This window comes from Streptomyces fagopyri (assembly GCF_009498275.1).
Lineage (GTDB): Bacteria > Actinomycetota > Actinomycetes > Streptomycetales > Streptomycetaceae > Streptomyces > Streptomyces fagopyri.
In genome coordinates, this window is sequence record NZ_CP045643.1 from 3,368,984 (window position 1) to 3,384,969 (window position 15,986).

The following is a 15,986-nucleotide window of genomic DNA, read 5'->3' on the forward strand; positions in this document are numbered from 1 at the left end:
AGGGCTCCCCACCACAAGGCCCCAGTCCTGTCATGCCGGAGGTACCTCGCCCGTGAGCATCACCAGAGTGGCCCCGCCCGGGACCGGCCGCCGCGACCCGGAGGAACCACGGACCGCGGACGAACCGCGGGACGCGGACCGACCACAGGACCCGGACGAACCGCGGGACGCGGAGGCGGACGTGCCGCCGGTGCGCGCGGAAGGCGCCCCCGGGCGCGCCGATGATCCGCGGGGCTGGCACTTCAACTCGCCGCTCGTGCTGGTCATGCTGCTGATCGTCCTGGTGCTGGCGCAGGGCCCGGTCCGCGGCGCCCTGTCCGCGCCCGTGATGCAGAGCTGGATGACCGTGTTCGTCGCGGTGGTCCTCCAGGCGCTGCCCTTCCTGGTCCTCGGCGTGCTGCTGTCGGCGGCCATCGCGGTGTTCGTCCCGCCCGCGTTCTTCGCTCGGGCGCTGCCGAAACGGCCCGCGCTGGCCGTGCCGGTGGCCGGGATGGCCGGGGCGGTGCTGCCGGGCTGCGAGTGCGCTTCGGTTCCGGTGGCCGGGGCGCTGGTGCGCCGGGGGGTGACTCCGGCGGCGGCGCTGGCGTTCCTGCTGTCGGCGCCGGCGATCAACCCGATCGTGCTGACGGCGACCGCCGTCGCGTTCCCCCGCGATCCCGGGATGGTCGTGGCCCGCTTCGTGGCGAGTCTGCTGGTGGCGTGCTCGATGGGGTGGCTGTGGCAGCGGCTGGGCCGTGCCGACTGGCTGCGGCCTCCGGCCCGCCCCTCGCACGAGGGCCTCGGCAGGGGTGCCGCGTTCTGGGGGTCCGTACGGCACGACGTGATGCACGCCGGCGGCTTCCTCGTCATCGGGGCCATGGCGGCGGCCACCCTCAAGGCCGTCGTACCGGCGAGCTGGCTGCACGCGGCGGCCGACAATCCGGTGGTGGCGATCCTCGCCCTGGCCGTCCTCGCGGTGCTGCTGTCCATCTGCTCCGAGGCCGACGCGTTCGTGGTCTCGTCGCTGACCCAGTTCTCGCTGACCGCGCGGCTGGCCTTCCTCGTGGTGGGACCGATGATCGACCTCAAGCTCTTCGCCATGCAGGCGGGCACGTTCGGCCGCGGGTTCGCCCTCCGGTTCGCGCCCGCCACCTTCGTGCTGGCCGTCGTCGGATCGGTGCTCGTCGGGACGGTGCTCCTGTGAACCGGCAGGCCCAGGCGGCGATCATGTTCCTGGTCGGCGCCGCGGTACTGCACGCCGGCTTCACCGATCTCTATCTGCGCTACGTCAAGGCCGGGCTGCGGCCCCTGCTCCTCGCGGCCGGTGTCGTCCTGATCCTCGCGGCGCTGGCGACGGTCCGGTACGACCGGCGCGCGTCGAAGGGCGAGGGCCGACACGGGGAGGGCGAGGGCGAGGGCACGGCGGAAGGGGCCGGGAGCGGGGACGGACACGGGCACGCGCACCGGGAACCCCGTGTCTCCTGGCTCCTCGTCCTGCCCCTGTTCGCCCTCATCCTGGTCGCCCCGCCCGCCCTCGGCTCCTACAGCGCCCTGCACACCGGTACGGCGCTGCAGGCACCCCTCGCCTATCCGCGCCTGCCGGCCACCGACCCGCTCCCGCTCAGCGTCGTCGACTACGCGGGGCGCGCCGCGTACGGGCACGGCCGCACCCTGGGGCACCGGCGGATCGAGGTCACCGGCTTCGTCGCCCTCGGCCACGACGGCACCCCGTACCTGGTCCGGATGGCCCTCAACTGCTGTGCCGCCGACGCGCAGCCGGTCAAGATCGGCCTGACCGGGCACATCCCGCCCGTCCTGCAGCCCGACGCCTGGCTGCGGGTCACCGGCACCTACACCGGCAAGCGGGCCAAGGACCCGGTCAACGGCGGTGTCATCCCCTTCCTCGACGTCACCGAGGCCAGGCCGGTCCCGACCCCGCACGACCCGTACGACGAGAGCTGGAACAACTGACACGGGGGTTCCCGACGGCCTGGGGGCCCTCGACCCGGAGTTCGTCGTCCGGTCCGCTCAGGAGGCGCCGGGCAGCGCCTCCCGGCGGCGCAGCCACTCCTGCGGTACGCCGTCGACGCCGGTGCGGGCGGCGACGATCCCGCCCGTGATGGCGCAGGTCGTGTCCACGTCGCCGAAGCCCTCCGCCGTGGTCCACAGGGCGGAGACCAGGTCGGCGGGGTGGCGGGCCGCGCACCAGACGGCGAACGGGACGGTGTCGTCGGCGCGGACGCGCCGTCCGCTGCCGAGGAGGTCCGCGGCCTTCCAGGGTTCGGTGGTGAAGGGGACCCCGGCCGCCTCGGTGAGGCCGTCGCGGACCGCGCTCGCCGGGGTGGCGGCCGCGACGGCGGTGAGGTCCAGTTCGCCCCGGACGGAGAGCGCCGCCGCCGTCGCGACCGCGACCGCTCCCGCGACACCCTCCGGGTGGGCGTGCGTCACCCGGGCGGAGAGTGCCGCCTGTTCGGCGACGAGCGGCAGGCTCCGGTGGAACCAGGCGCCGAGCGGGGCGACGCGCATGGCCGCGCCGTTGCCGAGGCTGCCCTCGCCGTCGAAGAGCTCCCGGGCCAGTTCCGGCCAGCGCTCCGGCTCCTGGACCAGGCGGGGCAGGAGTCGGCGCATTCCGTGGCCGTAACCGCGGGCCGGGTCCGCGTCGTGGCCCAGGGCGAAGGCCTGGGCGAGTTCGCGTGGGCGGACCTCTCCGTACTGGTCGAGGACCCTGAGCACGCCCAGCGCCATCGCCGTGTCGTCGGTCCAGTGCCAGACGGGTTCGTGCGGGGTGAGCCGTGCGCGGATCTCCGCGTACGCCCGGGGGTGGTCGCGGACGAGCGGGAACCAGCGTTCGCCGAAGGCGTCGCCCAGGGCCAGGCCCTCCAGGCTGCGGCGCGCCGACGGACGGTCGGTCCGGACGGAGTTCGGCTCGGGAGTCATGGGAAGGATGATGCCGGTCGGGACGGATTGCCGCACCGGTGTCCGGGCCCTTCGTCCGGGGCCGGCCGGAAAGGCGCGGTACGACCACACCGTCCCCGACGGACCACCACACGCCCCGGTGCCGACGCGCCGTTCCCCGCGGACCACCACGCGCCCGGGTACCAGCACACCGTCACCGGCACGCTGACGCGAACGGTTCGCGGGGCCCGGTACCCGCACACCGTCCTGCGCGGACCACCGCGCCATGGCGAACACACCGTCACGGGCAGGCCGGCGCGGGCGGTTCGAGCGGCCCGGCGCGGACCCGTCGTCGCCGTTCGGGCTGAGGCGCCGCGGTTCGAGCGGGAGCGGCGCACGGTTCTCAGGAGTCCGCGCCGGACTCGATCATCTCCTCGACCTCGGTCACGCGCGCCTTCTCCTCCGCCGCGAACCGCCGCGCGTCCAGCCGCTCCGCGATCTCCTCGTCCTGGGTCATCAGCAGGTCGAGGCTGGAGTCGCCCATCTCGAAGACGCCCATGTCGACGTACGCCCGCTGGAGGCGTTCGCCCCACAGGCCGATGTCCTTGACGCAGGGCACGATGCGGCTGAAGAGCAGCCGGCGGAAGAGGTGCAGGAATTCGGACTGCTCGCTGTACCGCTCGGCCTCGGCCCGGGGGATGCCGAAGTTCTCCAGCACCTCGACACCACGCAACCGGTCCCGCATCAAGTAACAGCCCTCGATGACGAACTCCTCGCGTTCACGCCGCTCGGCGTCGGAGAGCTGCCGGTAGTAGTCGCGCAGCGCCATGCGGCCGAAGGCGACATGGCGGGCCTCGTCCTGCATCACGTACGCGAGGATCTGCCGGGGCAGGGGCTTGTCCGTGGTGTCGCGGATCATGCCGAAGGCGGCGAGTGCCAGGCCCTCGATCAGGACCTGCATCCCGAGGTAGGGCATGTCCCAGCGGGAGTCGCGGAGGGTGTCGCCGAGCAGGGACCGCAGATGGTCGTTGACCGGGTAGAGCATTCCGATCTTCTCGTGCAGGAAACGGCCGTAGATCTCCGCGTGCCGGGCCTCGTCCATGGTCTGGGTGGCCGAGTAGAGCTTCGCGTCGAGGTCGGGGACGGACTCCACGATGCGCGCCGCGCAGACCATCGCGCCCTGCTCGCCGTGCAGGAACTGGCTGAACTGCCAGGCGGTGTAGTGCCGGCGCAGCTCGCCCTTGTCCCGGTCGGTCATCTTCGCCCAGTGCGGTGTCCCGTACAGGGTCATCGCCTCGTCGGGGGTGCCGAGCGGATCGTACGGGTCGACCTCGATGTCCCAGTCGATGCGCCGCTGTCCGTCCCACTGCTTGTCCTTGCCCTTCTGGTACAGGGCGAGGAGGCGGTCGCGACCGTCGTCGTACTCCCAGCTGAAACGTGCCGCCCCCGAGGCCGGTATCTGCCAGAGGGGGTCTCCCGGGTCCTTGGCGTACAGCTCGTGCGTCGGCATACCTGGCAGGCTCACACGGGGTAGACGCATCGTCAACAAGTCGCGCACAGGGGATTGACGAGCTTGCTGACAGGCATTCTCATAAGAAGTGACCGCCGGTAACCCTTGAAGATCCCGTACGACGAGGTGGGAACAGTCATGACGACGGTGACGGAAGACGGATTCGACCGGCTCGACGGGCTGCGCGACGCGCTCGGCCTGCTCAAGGACCGGGAACAGGTGGCCGAACGGCTCCTCGCCTCTTCCGCCAGGCACTCCTTCGACCCGGACGAGGAGCTGGACTGGGACGCGCCCTTCGAGGAGGGCAAGTGGTTCTGGCCGCCCGAGCTGGTGTCGCTGTACGACACCCCGCTGTGGAAGCGGATGGGCGAGGACCAGCGGATCCTGCTCTCGCAGCACGAGGCGGCGGCGCTCGCCTCCCTCGGGATCTGGTTCGAGATCATCCTGATGCAGCTGCTGGTGCGTCACATCTACGACAAGGCGGCCACGAGCGCGCACGTGCGGTACGCGCTCACCGAGATCGAGGACGAGTGCCGGCACTCGAAGATGTTCGCCCGGCTGATCTCGCGCGGCGGCACCCCGCACTATCCGGTCAGCCGCGCCCATCTGAATCTCGGTCGGCTCTTCAAGACCGTCTCGACCACCCCCGGTTCCTTCACCGCCACTCTGCTCGGCGAGGAGATCCTGGACTGGATGCAGCGGCTGACCTTCCCGGACGAGCGGGTGCAGACCCTGGTGCGCGGTGTCACCCGCATCCATGTGATCGAGGAGGCCCGGCACGTGCGGTACGCGCGGGAGGAGCTGCGGCGCCAGATGGTGACCGCGCCACGCTGGTCCCAGGAGTTCACCCGCGTCACCTCCGGCGAGTTCGCCCGGATCTTCTCCGTCGCGTTCGTCAATCCGGAGGTCTACACGAACGTCGGCCTCGACCGGCGGGAGGCCGTGGCGCAGGTGCGGGCGAGCGGGCACCGGCGCGAGGTGATGCAGACCGGGGCGAGGCACCTGACCGACTTCCTGGACGACATCGGCGTACTGCGGGGGGTCGGGCGGCGGCTGTGGAAGGCGTCCGGACTGCTGGCCTGACGGGCCGCCACGCCGGTCCCCTCGCGGGACCCGGGCCGGAGCCACCGGCCGCGGCCCCGCCTCGCGCAACGGACCGGAACCACGGGTCGCGGCCCCGCGGGGCGGGCGCGCGCGGGGCCGGCGGGCGCGAACCCTCGGGTTACGCTGCCGACATGACCTCCGCGGCTCCCACCCCCGCATACCGCCGGCTGAGCGTCGAGGAGCGGCGTTCGCAGCTCCTCGAGGCCGCACTGTCCCTCTTCGCCCACCGGGCGCCCGAGGAGGTCTCGCTGGACGACGTGGCGGAGGCCGCCGGGGTGTCGCGGCCCCTCGTGTACCGGTACTTCCCCGGCGGCAAGCAGCAGCTGTACGAGGCCGCGCTGCGCTCCGCGGCGGAGGAACTGGAGCACTGCTTCGCGGAGCCGCCGCAGGGCTCGCTGAGCGAACGGCTGTCACGGGCCCTGGACCGCTATCTCGCCTTCGTGGACCAGCACGACACGGGCTTCAGCGCGCTGCTGCAGGGCGGCAGCGTCGTGGAGACGTCCAGGACGACCGCCATAGTGGACGGAGTGCGGCGGGCCGCCGCCGAACACATCGTCGACCATCTCGCCGTGCGCGATCCGGGCCCGCGGCTGCGGATGACCGTACGGATGTGGATCACCGCGGTCGAGGGCGCGTCGCTCAGCTGGCTCGACGGCGGCAAGGAACCGCCGCTGGACGAGCTGCGGGACTGGCTGGTGGAGCAGTTCGTGGCGATGCTGGTGGCGAGCGCCGGGCGCGATCCGCAGACCGCCGACGTCGTGCGCGCGGCGCTCGCCCTGGAGGCGCCGGACGGCGCGGTGGGAGCGCTGGCCCGGCGGGTCGTCCCGCTGCTCGGTGACGCGGCGCGACTGCTTTGAGCGGCTCGTTTGTGACACTGGTGCGGTGAAGAGCCAAGACACCCCCTTCGAGGGAGGCCCGCTGGACGGGCGTGTGCTGCCCGTCCTGCTCGGTCTGACCGGACACCCGCCGAAGGTGTACCGCGTACCGGTGCCGGACGCGGCCGGCGGCCCGCCGACCGTCCTCGTCTACCGCCGCGTCCAGTCGGCCCGGAGCAAGCGCCTGGGACTGCACCAGGGATGGAAGTACACGTACGACCCCGAGGGCCGCGCGGGCGGCGGACCGAAGTGGCCCTGGTCCGGGCCGCGCGCCGAGGGCGGCGCCACGCCGGAGTCCCACGCCGACGAGTGACCTTCTTGGGCCGAACCGGTCACCGGGCGCGCATCCGGGGCGTGACCGTCCGATCCTTCCGGTGCGGGGTGGAGAGACCACCGCGGCGGCGGAGGTGATGAAGTGTCAGGACGCGTCCTGCGCCTGGTCTGCACGGCGGCGCTGGCGACCGGGGCGCTGCTCGCGCCCGTACCCGCCGCGGCCGCCCTGGCCTCCGGACCCGCCGCGCCCGCGGCAGCCGCCCCGGCGCCCGGCCCCGCGGCCTCCGCGGGGGCGGGCGCGGACACCCGGCCCTCCGCCTCCGTGGGGGCAGGCGCGGGCGGTCCCGAAGCGCGGTCCGCGGCGCGGCTGCTGACGAACCTCCAGAAGCGGTACCGGGACGCCGAGCGCGCCACCGAGACGTACAACGCGACCGCGGAGAAGCTCAGGAGACAGCGGGCCGAGGTCGCGCGGCTCGACGGGAGACTCGTCAGGGCCCGCCTCTCCCTGCACGACAGCCGCGGCGCGGCGGGACGGCTGGCCCGGCAGCAGTACCAGAGCAGCAGCGGGGTCTCCTCGTACGTACGGCTGCTGCTCACCCGTGATCCGCAGCGCGCGCTGGACGAGGAGCAGGTGATCAGGCAGTTGTCCCGGGAGCGCGCCAAGACCGTGGACCGGCTGGCCGGGAGCGAGCGGCACACCGACGGGCTGGCCCGGCGGGCGCGCAAGGCCCTGGACGGTCAGCTCACCCTCGCCGCACGGCAGAAGAAGGCACGCGACGAGGTCCGCGAGCGGCTGAAGGACGTCGAGAGGCTGCTCGCCTCGCTCACCGCGCGGCAGCTCGCCGAACTCGACACGCTGGAGAAGCGGGGGACGGAGACGGCCCAGCGGAAACTGGTGACGTCCGGGGCGCTGAGCACCGTACGGACCCCCTCGCAGGAGGGCCGCGCGGCGGTGGAGTACGCCGTGCGGCAGCTCGGGAAGCCGTACCGATGGGGTGCCGAGGGGCCCGCGGCGTACGACTGTTCGGGGCTCACCTCGCAGGCCTGGGACCATGCCGGGCAGCCCATTCCGCGCACCAGCCAGGAACAGTGGGCGCGGCTGCGCCGGATCCCGCTGACCGAACTGCGCCCCGGCGACCTGGTCGTCTATTTCCCCGAGGCCACACACGTCGCCCTGTACATGGGGGACGGAATGGTGGTGCAGGCGCCACGGCCCGGGGCGAAGATCAAGATCTCGCCGATCGCCGCCAACCCGGTCCTGGGCGCCGTACGGCCCGACCCCGCCGGAAAGCCCGTCCCGCGGTACGCGCCGCCGGCGCTGCCCGCGGGGACGACCGACGGGCCGGACGGGAACGCCCGGTAGGGGCCGCCGTCCCGCCCCCCGGGCGCACCGCGTCCCGCCCGGCGTCCGCCCGGCAGGGCGCGGTGTCCGGCTCTCACCTGCGATAGCCGAGGATGGTCATCATGCCGGACTCGGAGTGGTACTGGTTGTGGCAGTGGAGCATCCACAGTCCAGGGTTGTCGGCGTAGAAGTCGACGACGAGCTTGCGGTGCGGCAGGACCACGGCGGTGTCCTTGCGGGCTCCGACCGCGCCCAGGCCGGTGAGTGCGAACGTGTGGCCGTGCAGATGCAGGGGGTGCCACATGTTGGTGGCGTTGATGAGGCTCAGGCGGACCCGTTCGCCCTCGCGGATCGGATGGCGGCGCTGCAGCGAGTAGGGCTCGTGGTCGAAGGCCCAGTCGAACCTCCGCATGCCGCCGGTCAGCTTCACGCGCAGCTGACGGTCCGGGTAGGAGTCGTTGAGCTCCACGGACTCGTGCGGCCGCATCCGGCGGGCCGGCACCACCTTGCCGTCGAGCTCGCGCGGACGCACGGAGGGCCCGGGCATGGCCCCGCTGGAGGTCCGCAGGACCGCGAGGGCCCGGGCGTTCTTGCCCTCGGCGAGCGCGACCAGCGGGAACACCCCGTCCCCGGCGGTGATCAGCACGTCGTAGCGCTCGGCCATGCCGATCAGCAGCGCGTCCGTTTCCTTGGGCTGGACCGGGTAGCCGTCCGTGTGGGTCACCGTCATCCGGTGGCCGCCCAGCGCCACCCGGAAGGCCGTGTCGCCGCCGGCGTTGATGATCCGCAGCCGGATGCGGTCCCCGGGGCGGGCCCGGAAGACCGAGGGGGCCTGCGGGATCCGGCCGTTGACCAGGTAGTACGGGTAGTCGACACTGCCGCCCTCGCTGCGCAGGATGCGACTGCGGGGGCCGTGCAGCATGCGCGAGGGACCCGTGGAGCGACCGTGACCCGAGGACTGCGGGCCGGCCGCCGCGTCGTGGCCGGACCCGCTGTGCGCGCCGCCCTCCCCCATGTCCATCGGTGCGCTCCTGCCACCGCGCAGCTGGGAGAGGACTCCGTCGGGGGTGGAGCCGCCCACGCCGTCCACCCAGTCGTCCAGGACGACGACCCACTCCTTGTCGTAGGACAGGGGCTCCCTGGGGTCCTCGACGATCAGGGGGGCGTACAGCCCGCGGTCGAGCTGCATGCCGGTGTGCGAGTGCAGCCAGTAGGTGCCCGAGTGCGCCACGGCGAAGCGGTAGGTGAAGTCCGCGCCGGGCCTGATGGAGTTCTGGGTCAGTCCCCCCACGCCGTCCATGTCGCAGCGCATCCGGATCCCGTGCGAGTGGAGCGTCGTGTCCGTCGGCAGGTGGTTGGCGAGCGTGAGGGAGAGGATGTCCCCCTTGGTGACCCGGACCTCCTTGCCGGGCAGCGCGTCGCCGTACGCCCATGACCTGACGGTACGTCCGCCCAGGTCGAGGGTGGTCTCGGCAGCGGTGAGGCGGAACTCCCGGACGGGTCCCGAGCCCCGTCTGCGCTCACTGGCGAGGACCTCGGGATCGGAGGGGTTCACATAGCCGTCGGGTCCGTTGGGGACGAAGCCGGCGCCCCCGTTGCCGGCTGCCCCGGCCCCCGGGCGCGGGCCGGACCCCGAGTCGGAGCCGGAGCAGCCTGCCAGGACTCCGGAGCCGACGGCCACGATCGAAGCACCCAGCACGGTGCGCCGCTTGTATGTGTGCATGGATGAATAACACACGTTTTGTCCGCATGTGTGCGAGAACTGAAGCGGCGTGTCCTGGCACCAGGGTGGTGAAGAATCGTTACTTCCCCTGCCTCGCGGGCGCCGGCGCTCCTCGGAGGAGCGCCGGGAACCGCACGGCCGGACACGCTCGGCCCACATCCGGCAGGGATCAGGCTCCCCCTTCGGGGCGAGGTTCAGACCCCCACTTCGAGGCGGGGTTCAGGCCCCCGCGACCGGGCGGGTTCAGGCCCCCGCGACCGAGGCGAGGTACGCCTCCGTCTTCTCCGGCTCATAGAAGAAGTTCTCGAAGTCCGCGGGGTCGTCGAACCCGTTGGCGAAGCGGCGAGCCACCGGCTCGAGTTGGGTGCCGGCGCCGATCAGCTGGAGAACATGCTCCGGCGGGACGCCCAGCATGGCGTTCGTCCACTTCGTCACGTGCTGGGCGGTGTCCCAGTAGCGGTCGAAGGTGGAACGCATCCAGGCCTCGTCGAACTCCTTGTCGCCGTGCTCCAGGATCGAGCCGAGGTACGCCGCCGCGCACTTCGAGGCGGAGTTGGAGCCCTGGCCGGTGATCGGGTCGTTCGCCACGACCACGTCGGCGACGCCCAGGACCAGGCCGCCGCCGGGGAGACGGCCGACCGGGTTGCGGACGGTGGGCGCGTAACGGCCGGACAGCGTCGCGTTGGCGTCGGTCAGTTCGACCTTGGTGGCGCGCGCGTACTCCCACGGCACGAACCGCTCCATCAGCTCCAGCGTCAGGGAGAGGTGCTCCGCCGGGTCCTTGATCCCGTTGAAGACGTCGGCGGGGCCGCCGGGCACGCCCTCCCAGAAGAGGATGTCGGCGCGGCCGGAGGTGGTGAGCGTCGGCATGACGAACAGCTCGCCGACACCCGGGACCAGGTTGCAGCGGACGGCGTCGTAGTCCGGGTGCTCCGGACGCGGACCCAGACCGTGCACATAGGCGACGGCGAGTGCCCGCTGCGGCTGCGTGTACGGGGAACGGGAGGCGTCCCGGCCGAACATGGACACCAGTTCGCCCTTGCCCGCGGAGACCAGCACGAGGTCGTACGTACGGGAGAAGTAGTCCAGGTCGGAGACGGCCGCTCCGTGTATGACCAGCTGGCCGCCTCGCTGGGCGAACGTCTCCATCCAGCCGGCCATCTTCACCCGCTGGTCGACCGACTGGGCGTAGCCGTCGAGCCTGCCGACCCAGTCGATCGCGCGCTGCGAGGGGCCCGGGTCGAAGGAGCCGGGGGCGGCCACCGACACGCCGAGTCCCTCGATCCTCGGGGCCTGGGACTCCCAGAAGTTCAGCTGGAGATCGCGCTCGTGCTGGAGTGCCGTGTGGAACATGCACTGCGTCGACATGACCCGGCCGGTGCGGATCTCGTCCGCCGTCCGGTTCGACATCAGGGTGACCTCGTACCCGTTCGACTGGAGGCCGAGGGCGAGCTGGAGTCCGGACTGACCGGCTCCGACGACGAGTATCTTCCGCATGGGCGTCCTTACTCTGCGTACGTCTTATTCGGGGCTCACGTCGAGCGCGTGCCCCACCAGCGCGAGAAGCGTCTCGACGACCGAGATCCGCCGCCTGGCATCCATGATCATGACAGGTATGTGCGACGGCACCGTGAGGGCCTCACGCACGTCGGCGGCGTCGAACGGATCGCTGCCGTCGAAGTGGTTGACCGCGACGACGTACGGAAGTCCGCAGCTCTCGAAGTAGTCGAGCGCCGGGAAGCAGTCCTTGAGGCGTCGGGTGTCGGCGAGGACCACCGCGCCGATCGCGCCGCGCACCAGGTCGTCCCACATGAACCAGAAGCGCTGCTGCCCCGGCGTGCCGAAGAGGTAGAGCACCAGGTCGTCGTCGAGCGTGATGCGGCCGAAGTCCATGGCCACGGTGGTGGTCAGTTTCTCCGGCGTCGCGCTGAGGTCGTCGGTGGCCTCGCTGGCCTGCGTCATCAGCGCCTCCGTCTGGAGGGGCGTGATCTCGGAGACCGCCGTGACCAGCGTGGTCTTGCCCACGCCGAAACCGCCCGCGACCACGATCTTGGTGGCGATCGGGGCCCGGCTGCGGTCCGTCTGCCAGGCGTGCAGGTTCTCGTCGGACTCCGCCTCGGACTGCGGCACCGGGACCGGCGGTATCGGTGCCGGGGCGGGGAGGGCGCTTCTCGGCGCGCCCTCAGAGACGACGGAGTCCATTCAGCACCCTTTCCAGCAGAGCGCGGTCCGGCTGTCCCGGGCCGTGACCTGTTCCGTACACACGGATCTTTCCCTGGTCCGCCAGGTCGCTCAGGAGCACGCGGACCACGCCCAGCGGCATCCTGAGGAGGGCGGCGATCTCGGCCACCGTGCGCATCCGGCGGCAGAGTTCGACGATGGCCCGCATCTCGGGCATCACCCGGGTCTCGAGCGACCCGTTGGTCAGTTCCCGGCGCTCCTCGGGGGCTTCGAGCGCCGCCACGAAGGTCTCGACGAGCAGCACGTGCCCGAAGCGGGTACGGCCCCCGGTGAGCGAGTAGGGGCGGACCCGGGCGGGTTTGCGATCGCCGCCGCGTATGGGGAGCTTGGGCGCGGAGGAAGAACTCACTGGGCACTCCCCGTCGGCTTGGCTTCTAGTGACTGGCGCAGTTCACTGCGGAGTTCGGGGGTCAGCACATGGCCGGCGCGGCCGACGAAGAGCGCCATGTGGTACGCCACCACGCTCATGTCACAGTCCGGGGCGCCGTGCACACCGAGCAGCGAACCGTCGCTGATCGACATCACGAACAGGCTGCCGTCGTCCATCGCGACCATGGTCTGTTTGACGCCGCCCGCCTCCATCAGCTTCGCGGCGCCGATGGTCAGGCTGCCGATGCCGGAGACGATGGTGGCGAGGTCCGCGGCGGACCCCTTGGGGCCGGCGGGGCGCTGCTCCGTCCCGGTGCGGGCCTCCGCGTTCCTGCCGGGGTCGGAGGAGAGCAGCAGCAGACCGTCCGAGGAGACGACCGCGACCGACAGGAGTCCGGGCACCTCCTCGACGAGGTTGGTCAGCAGCCAGTGCAGATTACGGGCTTCGCTGCTCAGGCCGAAGGTACTGGGCGCGGTCAACTGCTTGCCTCCTCGACTGTGCCCCCCGATGCGTCTACTGCGTCCGGTGCCCGGTGCGGTGCGGTGGCCGGGCCGTCCGGCGCGCCGGGGGTGCGTGTCTGTGCCGTCTGGTCGGCGATCTCCGCCTCGACGTCGCGGCGGCCCTCCGTCGCACCCCGGTGGAAGCCGCCGAGCCTGCGCCGCAGCGCCTCGGCGTCCACCCCGCCTGCACGCGCCCGGGGGGCAGGCGCGGGTGCGGAGATCTTCGGTGTGCGCTTGGGCAGGCCCTTGTCGGTGACCCGCTCCGGTTCGTCGTCCGGCGCGCGCTCGTGGGCGTCGGGCCCTATGGCGTAGGGATCGGGGCCGGTGGCGGACCTGGGGGAGGGCACCGTGTGCGGGGCGGGGACCGCGGCGGGCACGCCGGGTCCGTCCGCCGTCACCGCGGGCGTCGTCGCGCGACCCTCCGCGGGCGTCGCCGCGGAACCCTCCGCCGGCACCGCCGCGAAACCGTCCGCGGGCGTCGCCGCGGAACCCTCCGCGGGCGCCCCCGGTCCGTCCGACGGCGTCATCGGTCCGTCCGTCCGCGTGACCGGGCCGCGCGGCGGCGGCAGCGGCGCGTCGGCGGGCGGCACCGGCGCCATGAGTTCCATCGTGGTCTCGGAGGCCGACTGGCCGGGTACGGGCGAATCCTGCGCCCCGGCGTCCCGTACGGCCTCTTCCGCCGCGGCTATCAAGGGGTCCTCGTCCGCGGCGGCGGCAGCGGCAGCGGGCGCGGCGGCCCTGAGGGCCGAACGTCCGCGCAGGACGTTGGAGTTGACCTCGGCGGCGGCCCCCGGAAGGGTCACCGTCGGGGCGCCACCGGGGACCGGGGTCGCCGAGGGGACCGTGCCGGCGGGGGACGCGGACAGCAGCGTCTTCGGCAGGACGACCACCGCGGCGGTCCCGCCCTGCTTCTGCTCGCGCAGCTGCACGCGTACGCCGTGCCGGTGGGCGAGCCGGGCCACCACGTACAGGCCGAGCCCGAGTCCGTCGCCGCTCTCCTGGTCGTACGCGTCGTCCGGGTCGAACGCGGACAGGCGGGCGTTGAGCTGGGTCATCCGCTCGGCCGCCATGCCGATGCCCTCGTCCTGCACGGAGAGCATCACCTCGCCGTTCTCCAGGAGCCAGCCCGAGACCTCGACGGGGAGGTCCGGCGGCGAGAACGACGAGGCGTTCTCCAGGAGTTCGGCCACCAGGTGCGAGAGGTCGTCCGCGGCGAAGCCGGCCAGGTGGGCGTGCGGCGGCATCGCGGCGATCCGGACCCGCTCGTACCGCTCGATCTCACTGACCGCGGCGCGCACGACGTCGACGAGCGGGACCGGGCCCGCGTGGTGCTGGACGTGCTCGTGCCCGGCGAGTACCAGCAGGTTCTCGCTGTGGCGCCGCATGACGGTGGCGAAGTGGTCCAGCTTGAAGAGCGTGCCCAGCCGCTCCGGGTCCTGTTCGCGCTCCTCCAGGCCCTCGATGACGCCGAGTTGCCGCTCGACCAGGCCGAGGGTGCGCAGCGCGAGGTTGACGAAGGTGCCGTGGATGGTGCCGCGCACCTGCTCCAAGTGGGCGGCGGCGTGGGCCAGTTCGGCCCGGAGTCGGTCGCGCTCGTCGGCCATCGACTGGCGCTGCCCGACGAGGTGCTTGCGGTCCCCTTCGAGGGTGGCGAGCCGCTCGTGCAGCGCGGCGGCGTGCGTGTGCAGCGCGTTGACGGAGCGGACGACCTGCGCGAACTCGTCGTTGCGGCCGGTGAACTTGACCGGTTCTCCCGACCCCGGGTCGGCGGCGAGGCGGGCCGATCCGATCCGCAGCACGGCCAGCGGGCGGGTGAGGGTGCGGGCCATCGCCATGGAGACGCCGACCGCGACCAGCATCAGGGCGCCGATCAGGGCGATCCGGATCTCCAGCGCGGTGACGTCGTCGTCCCGCAGCAGTTCGAGGTCCTTGGTGCGGTGCTCGTAGAGGGAGGCCTCCGCGCCACGCATCAGCTCGACACGGGCGGAGAGCGCGGCGTCCGCCTTCTTCGTGCTGGTGTCGAGCTCGTCGTCGGAGAAGGTCGGCTGATCGGTGAGGCCGGCGAGGTACTTGTCGGCGGTGGTGACGTCGGGTCCGGTGACCGTCGAGTCGTAGGAGGCCCTGGCGGCCTTGGGCGCGGTCGCACGGAAGTCCGCGAGGGCCGCGTCCGAGCGCAGTGCGGCCTGCTGGGCGGCGGCGCTGAGCGCGTCGCGCTGTTTGGTGCCGGCGGCCGACGAGCCGCTCGTGGTGGTCGCCAGACCGGTGAGCGGGTCGACGACCGTCCGGGTGGTGCGCGGGATGCCGAGGGCCGCGAGGAGCAGTCCGCGGGCGGCGGCGGACTGCTGGACGGCGGAGTCGAGCTCGGCGAGCGAGTGCGCGCCGGACCCCGCCCGGGGCGGCAGTCGCTCGGCCAGGTCCTCGGCGAGGCCGTGCAGTTCGGTGATGACGGCGGAGTAGGCCTCGTGCGTGTCGAGAGCGTCGCTCTTGCCGGTGAGCGCCGCTCTGCGGACCGCGCCGATGCCGTCCAGGTCGTTCAGCAGCACGGCGGGCGCTTCCTCGTCCGCCCGCAGCTCCGTGACCTGCCGGTCGACCCGGGCGCTGCGCTGCTCCGAGGGCGCCTTGGACTTGGGGCGTCCCGCGGCGATGTACGTGGTGACGTCGTCGCGCTCGTCGGCCAGCGAGTGGGCGAGCGTGAGCGCCTGCTGGGTCCGCTGCGCGAGCGTCACCAGGTTCTGGGAGTCGTTGAGTTGCCCGGAGGCCGTCATGACCGTGGGGGCTCCGGCGCCGGCGATGGCGGCCGCGACGACCGCCACGGCGACGATCAGCCGATTGCGCACGTGAGCGGCGCGGCCCTTGCCCGCGGAGGTGTCCTCCGCGGCTCCCGGCGGACGTTCCGCGCCCCTCTCGGGGGCCGACTGCCTGCCTGTGCGCCGAGACCGCATCTTCTGCACCGGTGCTCGCATTCCTGACTCGTGTACCCAAGGGCCCGGGTGACGCTCCGTCGATGAGGGTGTCCGTCCCCCGCGCGCCTTCGAACCGGCGCGAGAAGGGGTTGCCCCTCATCGGCTCCCGACCCTCCCAGTGCCGGTGGGCAGTGGTCCCGCATCATCAGACCCGCCACCCGAAGGAGTGAACCCCGGACGGGAGTTGGCGGGCAAGTTCCTCTGGCGTGTG

At 72.5% G+C, this 15,986-nt stretch carries 14 protein-coding genes; 6 read left to right on the forward strand and 8 right to left on the reverse strand.

Translation table 11 applies throughout. The annotated features are described in order from the left end of the window. The first annotated feature begins 52 nt into the window (after nt 1-52). Both GFH48_RS14310 and GFH48_RS14315 read left to right on the forward strand, forming a co-directional pair. Entirely contained in the window at nt 53-1,183 is a 1,131-nt protein-coding gene (locus GFH48_RS14310; RefSeq protein ID WP_407698630.1) for a permease, read from the forward strand. Then, on the forward strand, nt 1,180-1,950 hold the full coding sequence (locus GFH48_RS14315) for a TIGR03943 family putative permease subunit (RefSeq protein ID WP_153288639.1): 771 nt from the start codon (nt 1,180-1,182) through the stop codon (nt 1,948-1,950). The genes GFH48_RS14310 and GFH48_RS14315 overlap by 4 nt, the downstream gene beginning before the upstream one ends. Nucleotides 1,951-2,007: 57 nt before the next feature. On the opposite strand, the gene GFH48_RS14320 is transcribed toward GFH48_RS14315, so the two are convergent. After that, nucleotides 2,008-2,916 (reverse strand): ADP-ribosylglycohydrolase family protein, encoded by a 909-nt coding sequence (locus tag GFH48_RS14320; protein WP_228120574.1) that lies wholly within the window; start codon nt 2,914-2,916, stop codon nt 2,008-2,010. 361 nt (nt 2,917-3,277) lie between these two features. Further along, nucleotides 3,278-4,384 (reverse strand): ferritin-like domain-containing protein, encoded by a 1,107-nt coding sequence (locus GFH48_RS14325; protein ID WP_153288641.1) that lies wholly within the window; start codon nt 4,382-4,384, stop codon nt 3,278-3,280. Between the two features lie 138 nt (nt 4,385-4,522). Between GFH48_RS14325 and GFH48_RS14330 the strand changes: the two genes are divergently transcribed. The 4 genes from GFH48_RS14330 to GFH48_RS14345 all read left to right on the forward strand — a co-directional run bounded on the left by GFH48_RS14330 (nt 4,523) and on the right by GFH48_RS14345 (nt 7,999). Next, nucleotides 4,523-5,467: an AurF N-oxygenase family protein gene (locus GFH48_RS14330; protein ID WP_153288642.1), complete on the forward strand. Its 945-nt coding sequence runs from the start codon at nt 4,523-4,525 to the stop codon at nt 5,465-5,467. 152 nt (nt 5,468-5,619) lie between these two features. Next, complete coding sequence (locus GFH48_RS14335) at nt 5,620-6,345, forward strand: TetR/AcrR family transcriptional regulator (protein WP_153288643.1); 726 nt, start codon at nt 5,620-5,622, stop codon at nt 6,343-6,345. Between the two features lie 25 nt (nt 6,346-6,370). Then, nucleotides 6,371-6,676, forward strand: coding sequence for a hypothetical protein (locus GFH48_RS14340; protein ID WP_153288644.1), 306 nt, complete (start codon nt 6,371-6,373; stop codon nt 6,674-6,676). Between the two features lie 102 nt (nt 6,677-6,778). Beyond that, nucleotides 6,779-7,999 carry a C40 family peptidase gene (locus GFH48_RS14345; protein WP_153288645.1) on the forward strand — a complete coding sequence of 407 codons (1,221 nt, stop codon included), beginning with the start codon at nt 6,779-6,781 and terminating at the stop codon, nt 7,997-7,999. Between the two features lie 73 nt (nt 8,000-8,072). On the opposite strand, the gene GFH48_RS14350 is transcribed toward GFH48_RS14345, so the two are convergent. From GFH48_RS14350 to GFH48_RS14375, 6 genes are all read right to left on the reverse strand, one after another. Beyond that, nucleotides 8,073-9,701, reverse strand: a complete 1,629-nt coding sequence (locus tag GFH48_RS14350; protein ID WP_153288646.1) for a multicopper oxidase family protein — start codon at nt 9,699-9,701, stop codon at nt 8,073-8,075. 243 nt (nt 9,702-9,944) lie between these two features. Beyond that, on the reverse strand, nt 9,945-11,198 hold the full coding sequence (locus GFH48_RS14355; protein ID WP_153288647.1) for a styrene monooxygenase/indole monooxygenase family protein: 1,254 nt from the start codon (nt 11,196-11,198) through the stop codon (nt 9,945-9,947). A 24-nt stretch (nt 11,199-11,222) separates the two neighbouring features. Beyond that, nucleotides 11,223-11,903: a GTP-binding protein gene (locus GFH48_RS14360; protein ID WP_407698631.1), complete on the reverse strand. Its 681-nt coding sequence runs from the start codon at nt 11,901-11,903 to the stop codon at nt 11,223-11,225. Next, nucleotides 11,884-12,291 carry a DUF742 domain-containing protein gene (locus GFH48_RS14365; RefSeq protein ID WP_153288648.1) on the reverse strand — a complete coding sequence of 136 codons (408 nt, stop codon included), beginning with the start codon at nt 12,289-12,291 and terminating at the stop codon, nt 11,884-11,886. The genes GFH48_RS14360 and GFH48_RS14365 overlap by 20 nt, the downstream gene beginning before the upstream one ends. Continuing rightward, nucleotides 12,288-12,791 (reverse strand): roadblock/LC7 domain-containing protein, encoded by a 504-nt coding sequence (locus tag GFH48_RS14370; RefSeq protein ID WP_153288649.1) that lies wholly within the window; start codon nt 12,789-12,791, stop codon nt 12,288-12,290. Before GFH48_RS14370 ends, GFH48_RS14365 begins: the two co-directional genes overlap by 4 nt. Continuing rightward, on the reverse strand, nt 12,788-15,775 hold the full coding sequence (locus tag GFH48_RS14375) for a sensor histidine kinase (protein WP_153288650.1): 2,988 nt from the start codon (nt 15,773-15,775) through the stop codon (nt 12,788-12,790). Before GFH48_RS14375 ends, GFH48_RS14370 begins: the two co-directional genes overlap by 4 nt. Nucleotides 15,776-15,986 lie beyond the last annotated feature (211 nt).

Bases quoted from the DNA above. Each gene is read 5' to 3' on its own strand.
- GFH48_RS14320 (WP_228120574.1), bottom strand. From the start codon at position 2,916: ATGACTCCCGAGCCGAACTCCGTCCGGACCGACCGTCCGTCGGCGCGC.
- GFH48_RS14325 (WP_153288641.1), bottom strand. From the start codon at position 4,384: ATGCCGACGCACGAGCTGTACGCCAAGGACCCGGGAGACCCCCTCTGG.
- GFH48_RS14330 (WP_153288642.1), top strand. From the start codon at position 4,523: ATGACGACGGTGACGGAAGACGGATTCGACCGGCTCGACGGGCTGCGC.
- GFH48_RS14335 (WP_153288643.1), top strand. From the start codon at position 5,620: ATGACCTCCGCGGCTCCCACCCCCGCATACCGCCGGCTGAGCGTCGAG.
- GFH48_RS14350 (WP_153288646.1), bottom strand. From the start codon at position 9,701: ATGCACACATACAAGCGGCGCACCGTGCTGGGTGCTTCGATCGTGGCC.
- GFH48_RS14355 (WP_153288647.1), bottom strand. From the start codon at position 11,198: ATGCGGAAGATACTCGTCGTCGGAGCCGGTCAGTCCGGACTCCAGCTC.
- GFH48_RS14360 (WP_407698631.1), bottom strand. From the start codon at position 11,903: ATGGACTCCGTCGTCTCTGAGGGCGCGCCGAGAAGCGCCCTCCCCGCC.
- GFH48_RS14375 (WP_153288650.1), bottom strand. From the start codon at position 15,775: ATGCGAGCACCGGTGCAGAAGATGCGGTCTCGGCGCACAGGCAGGCAG.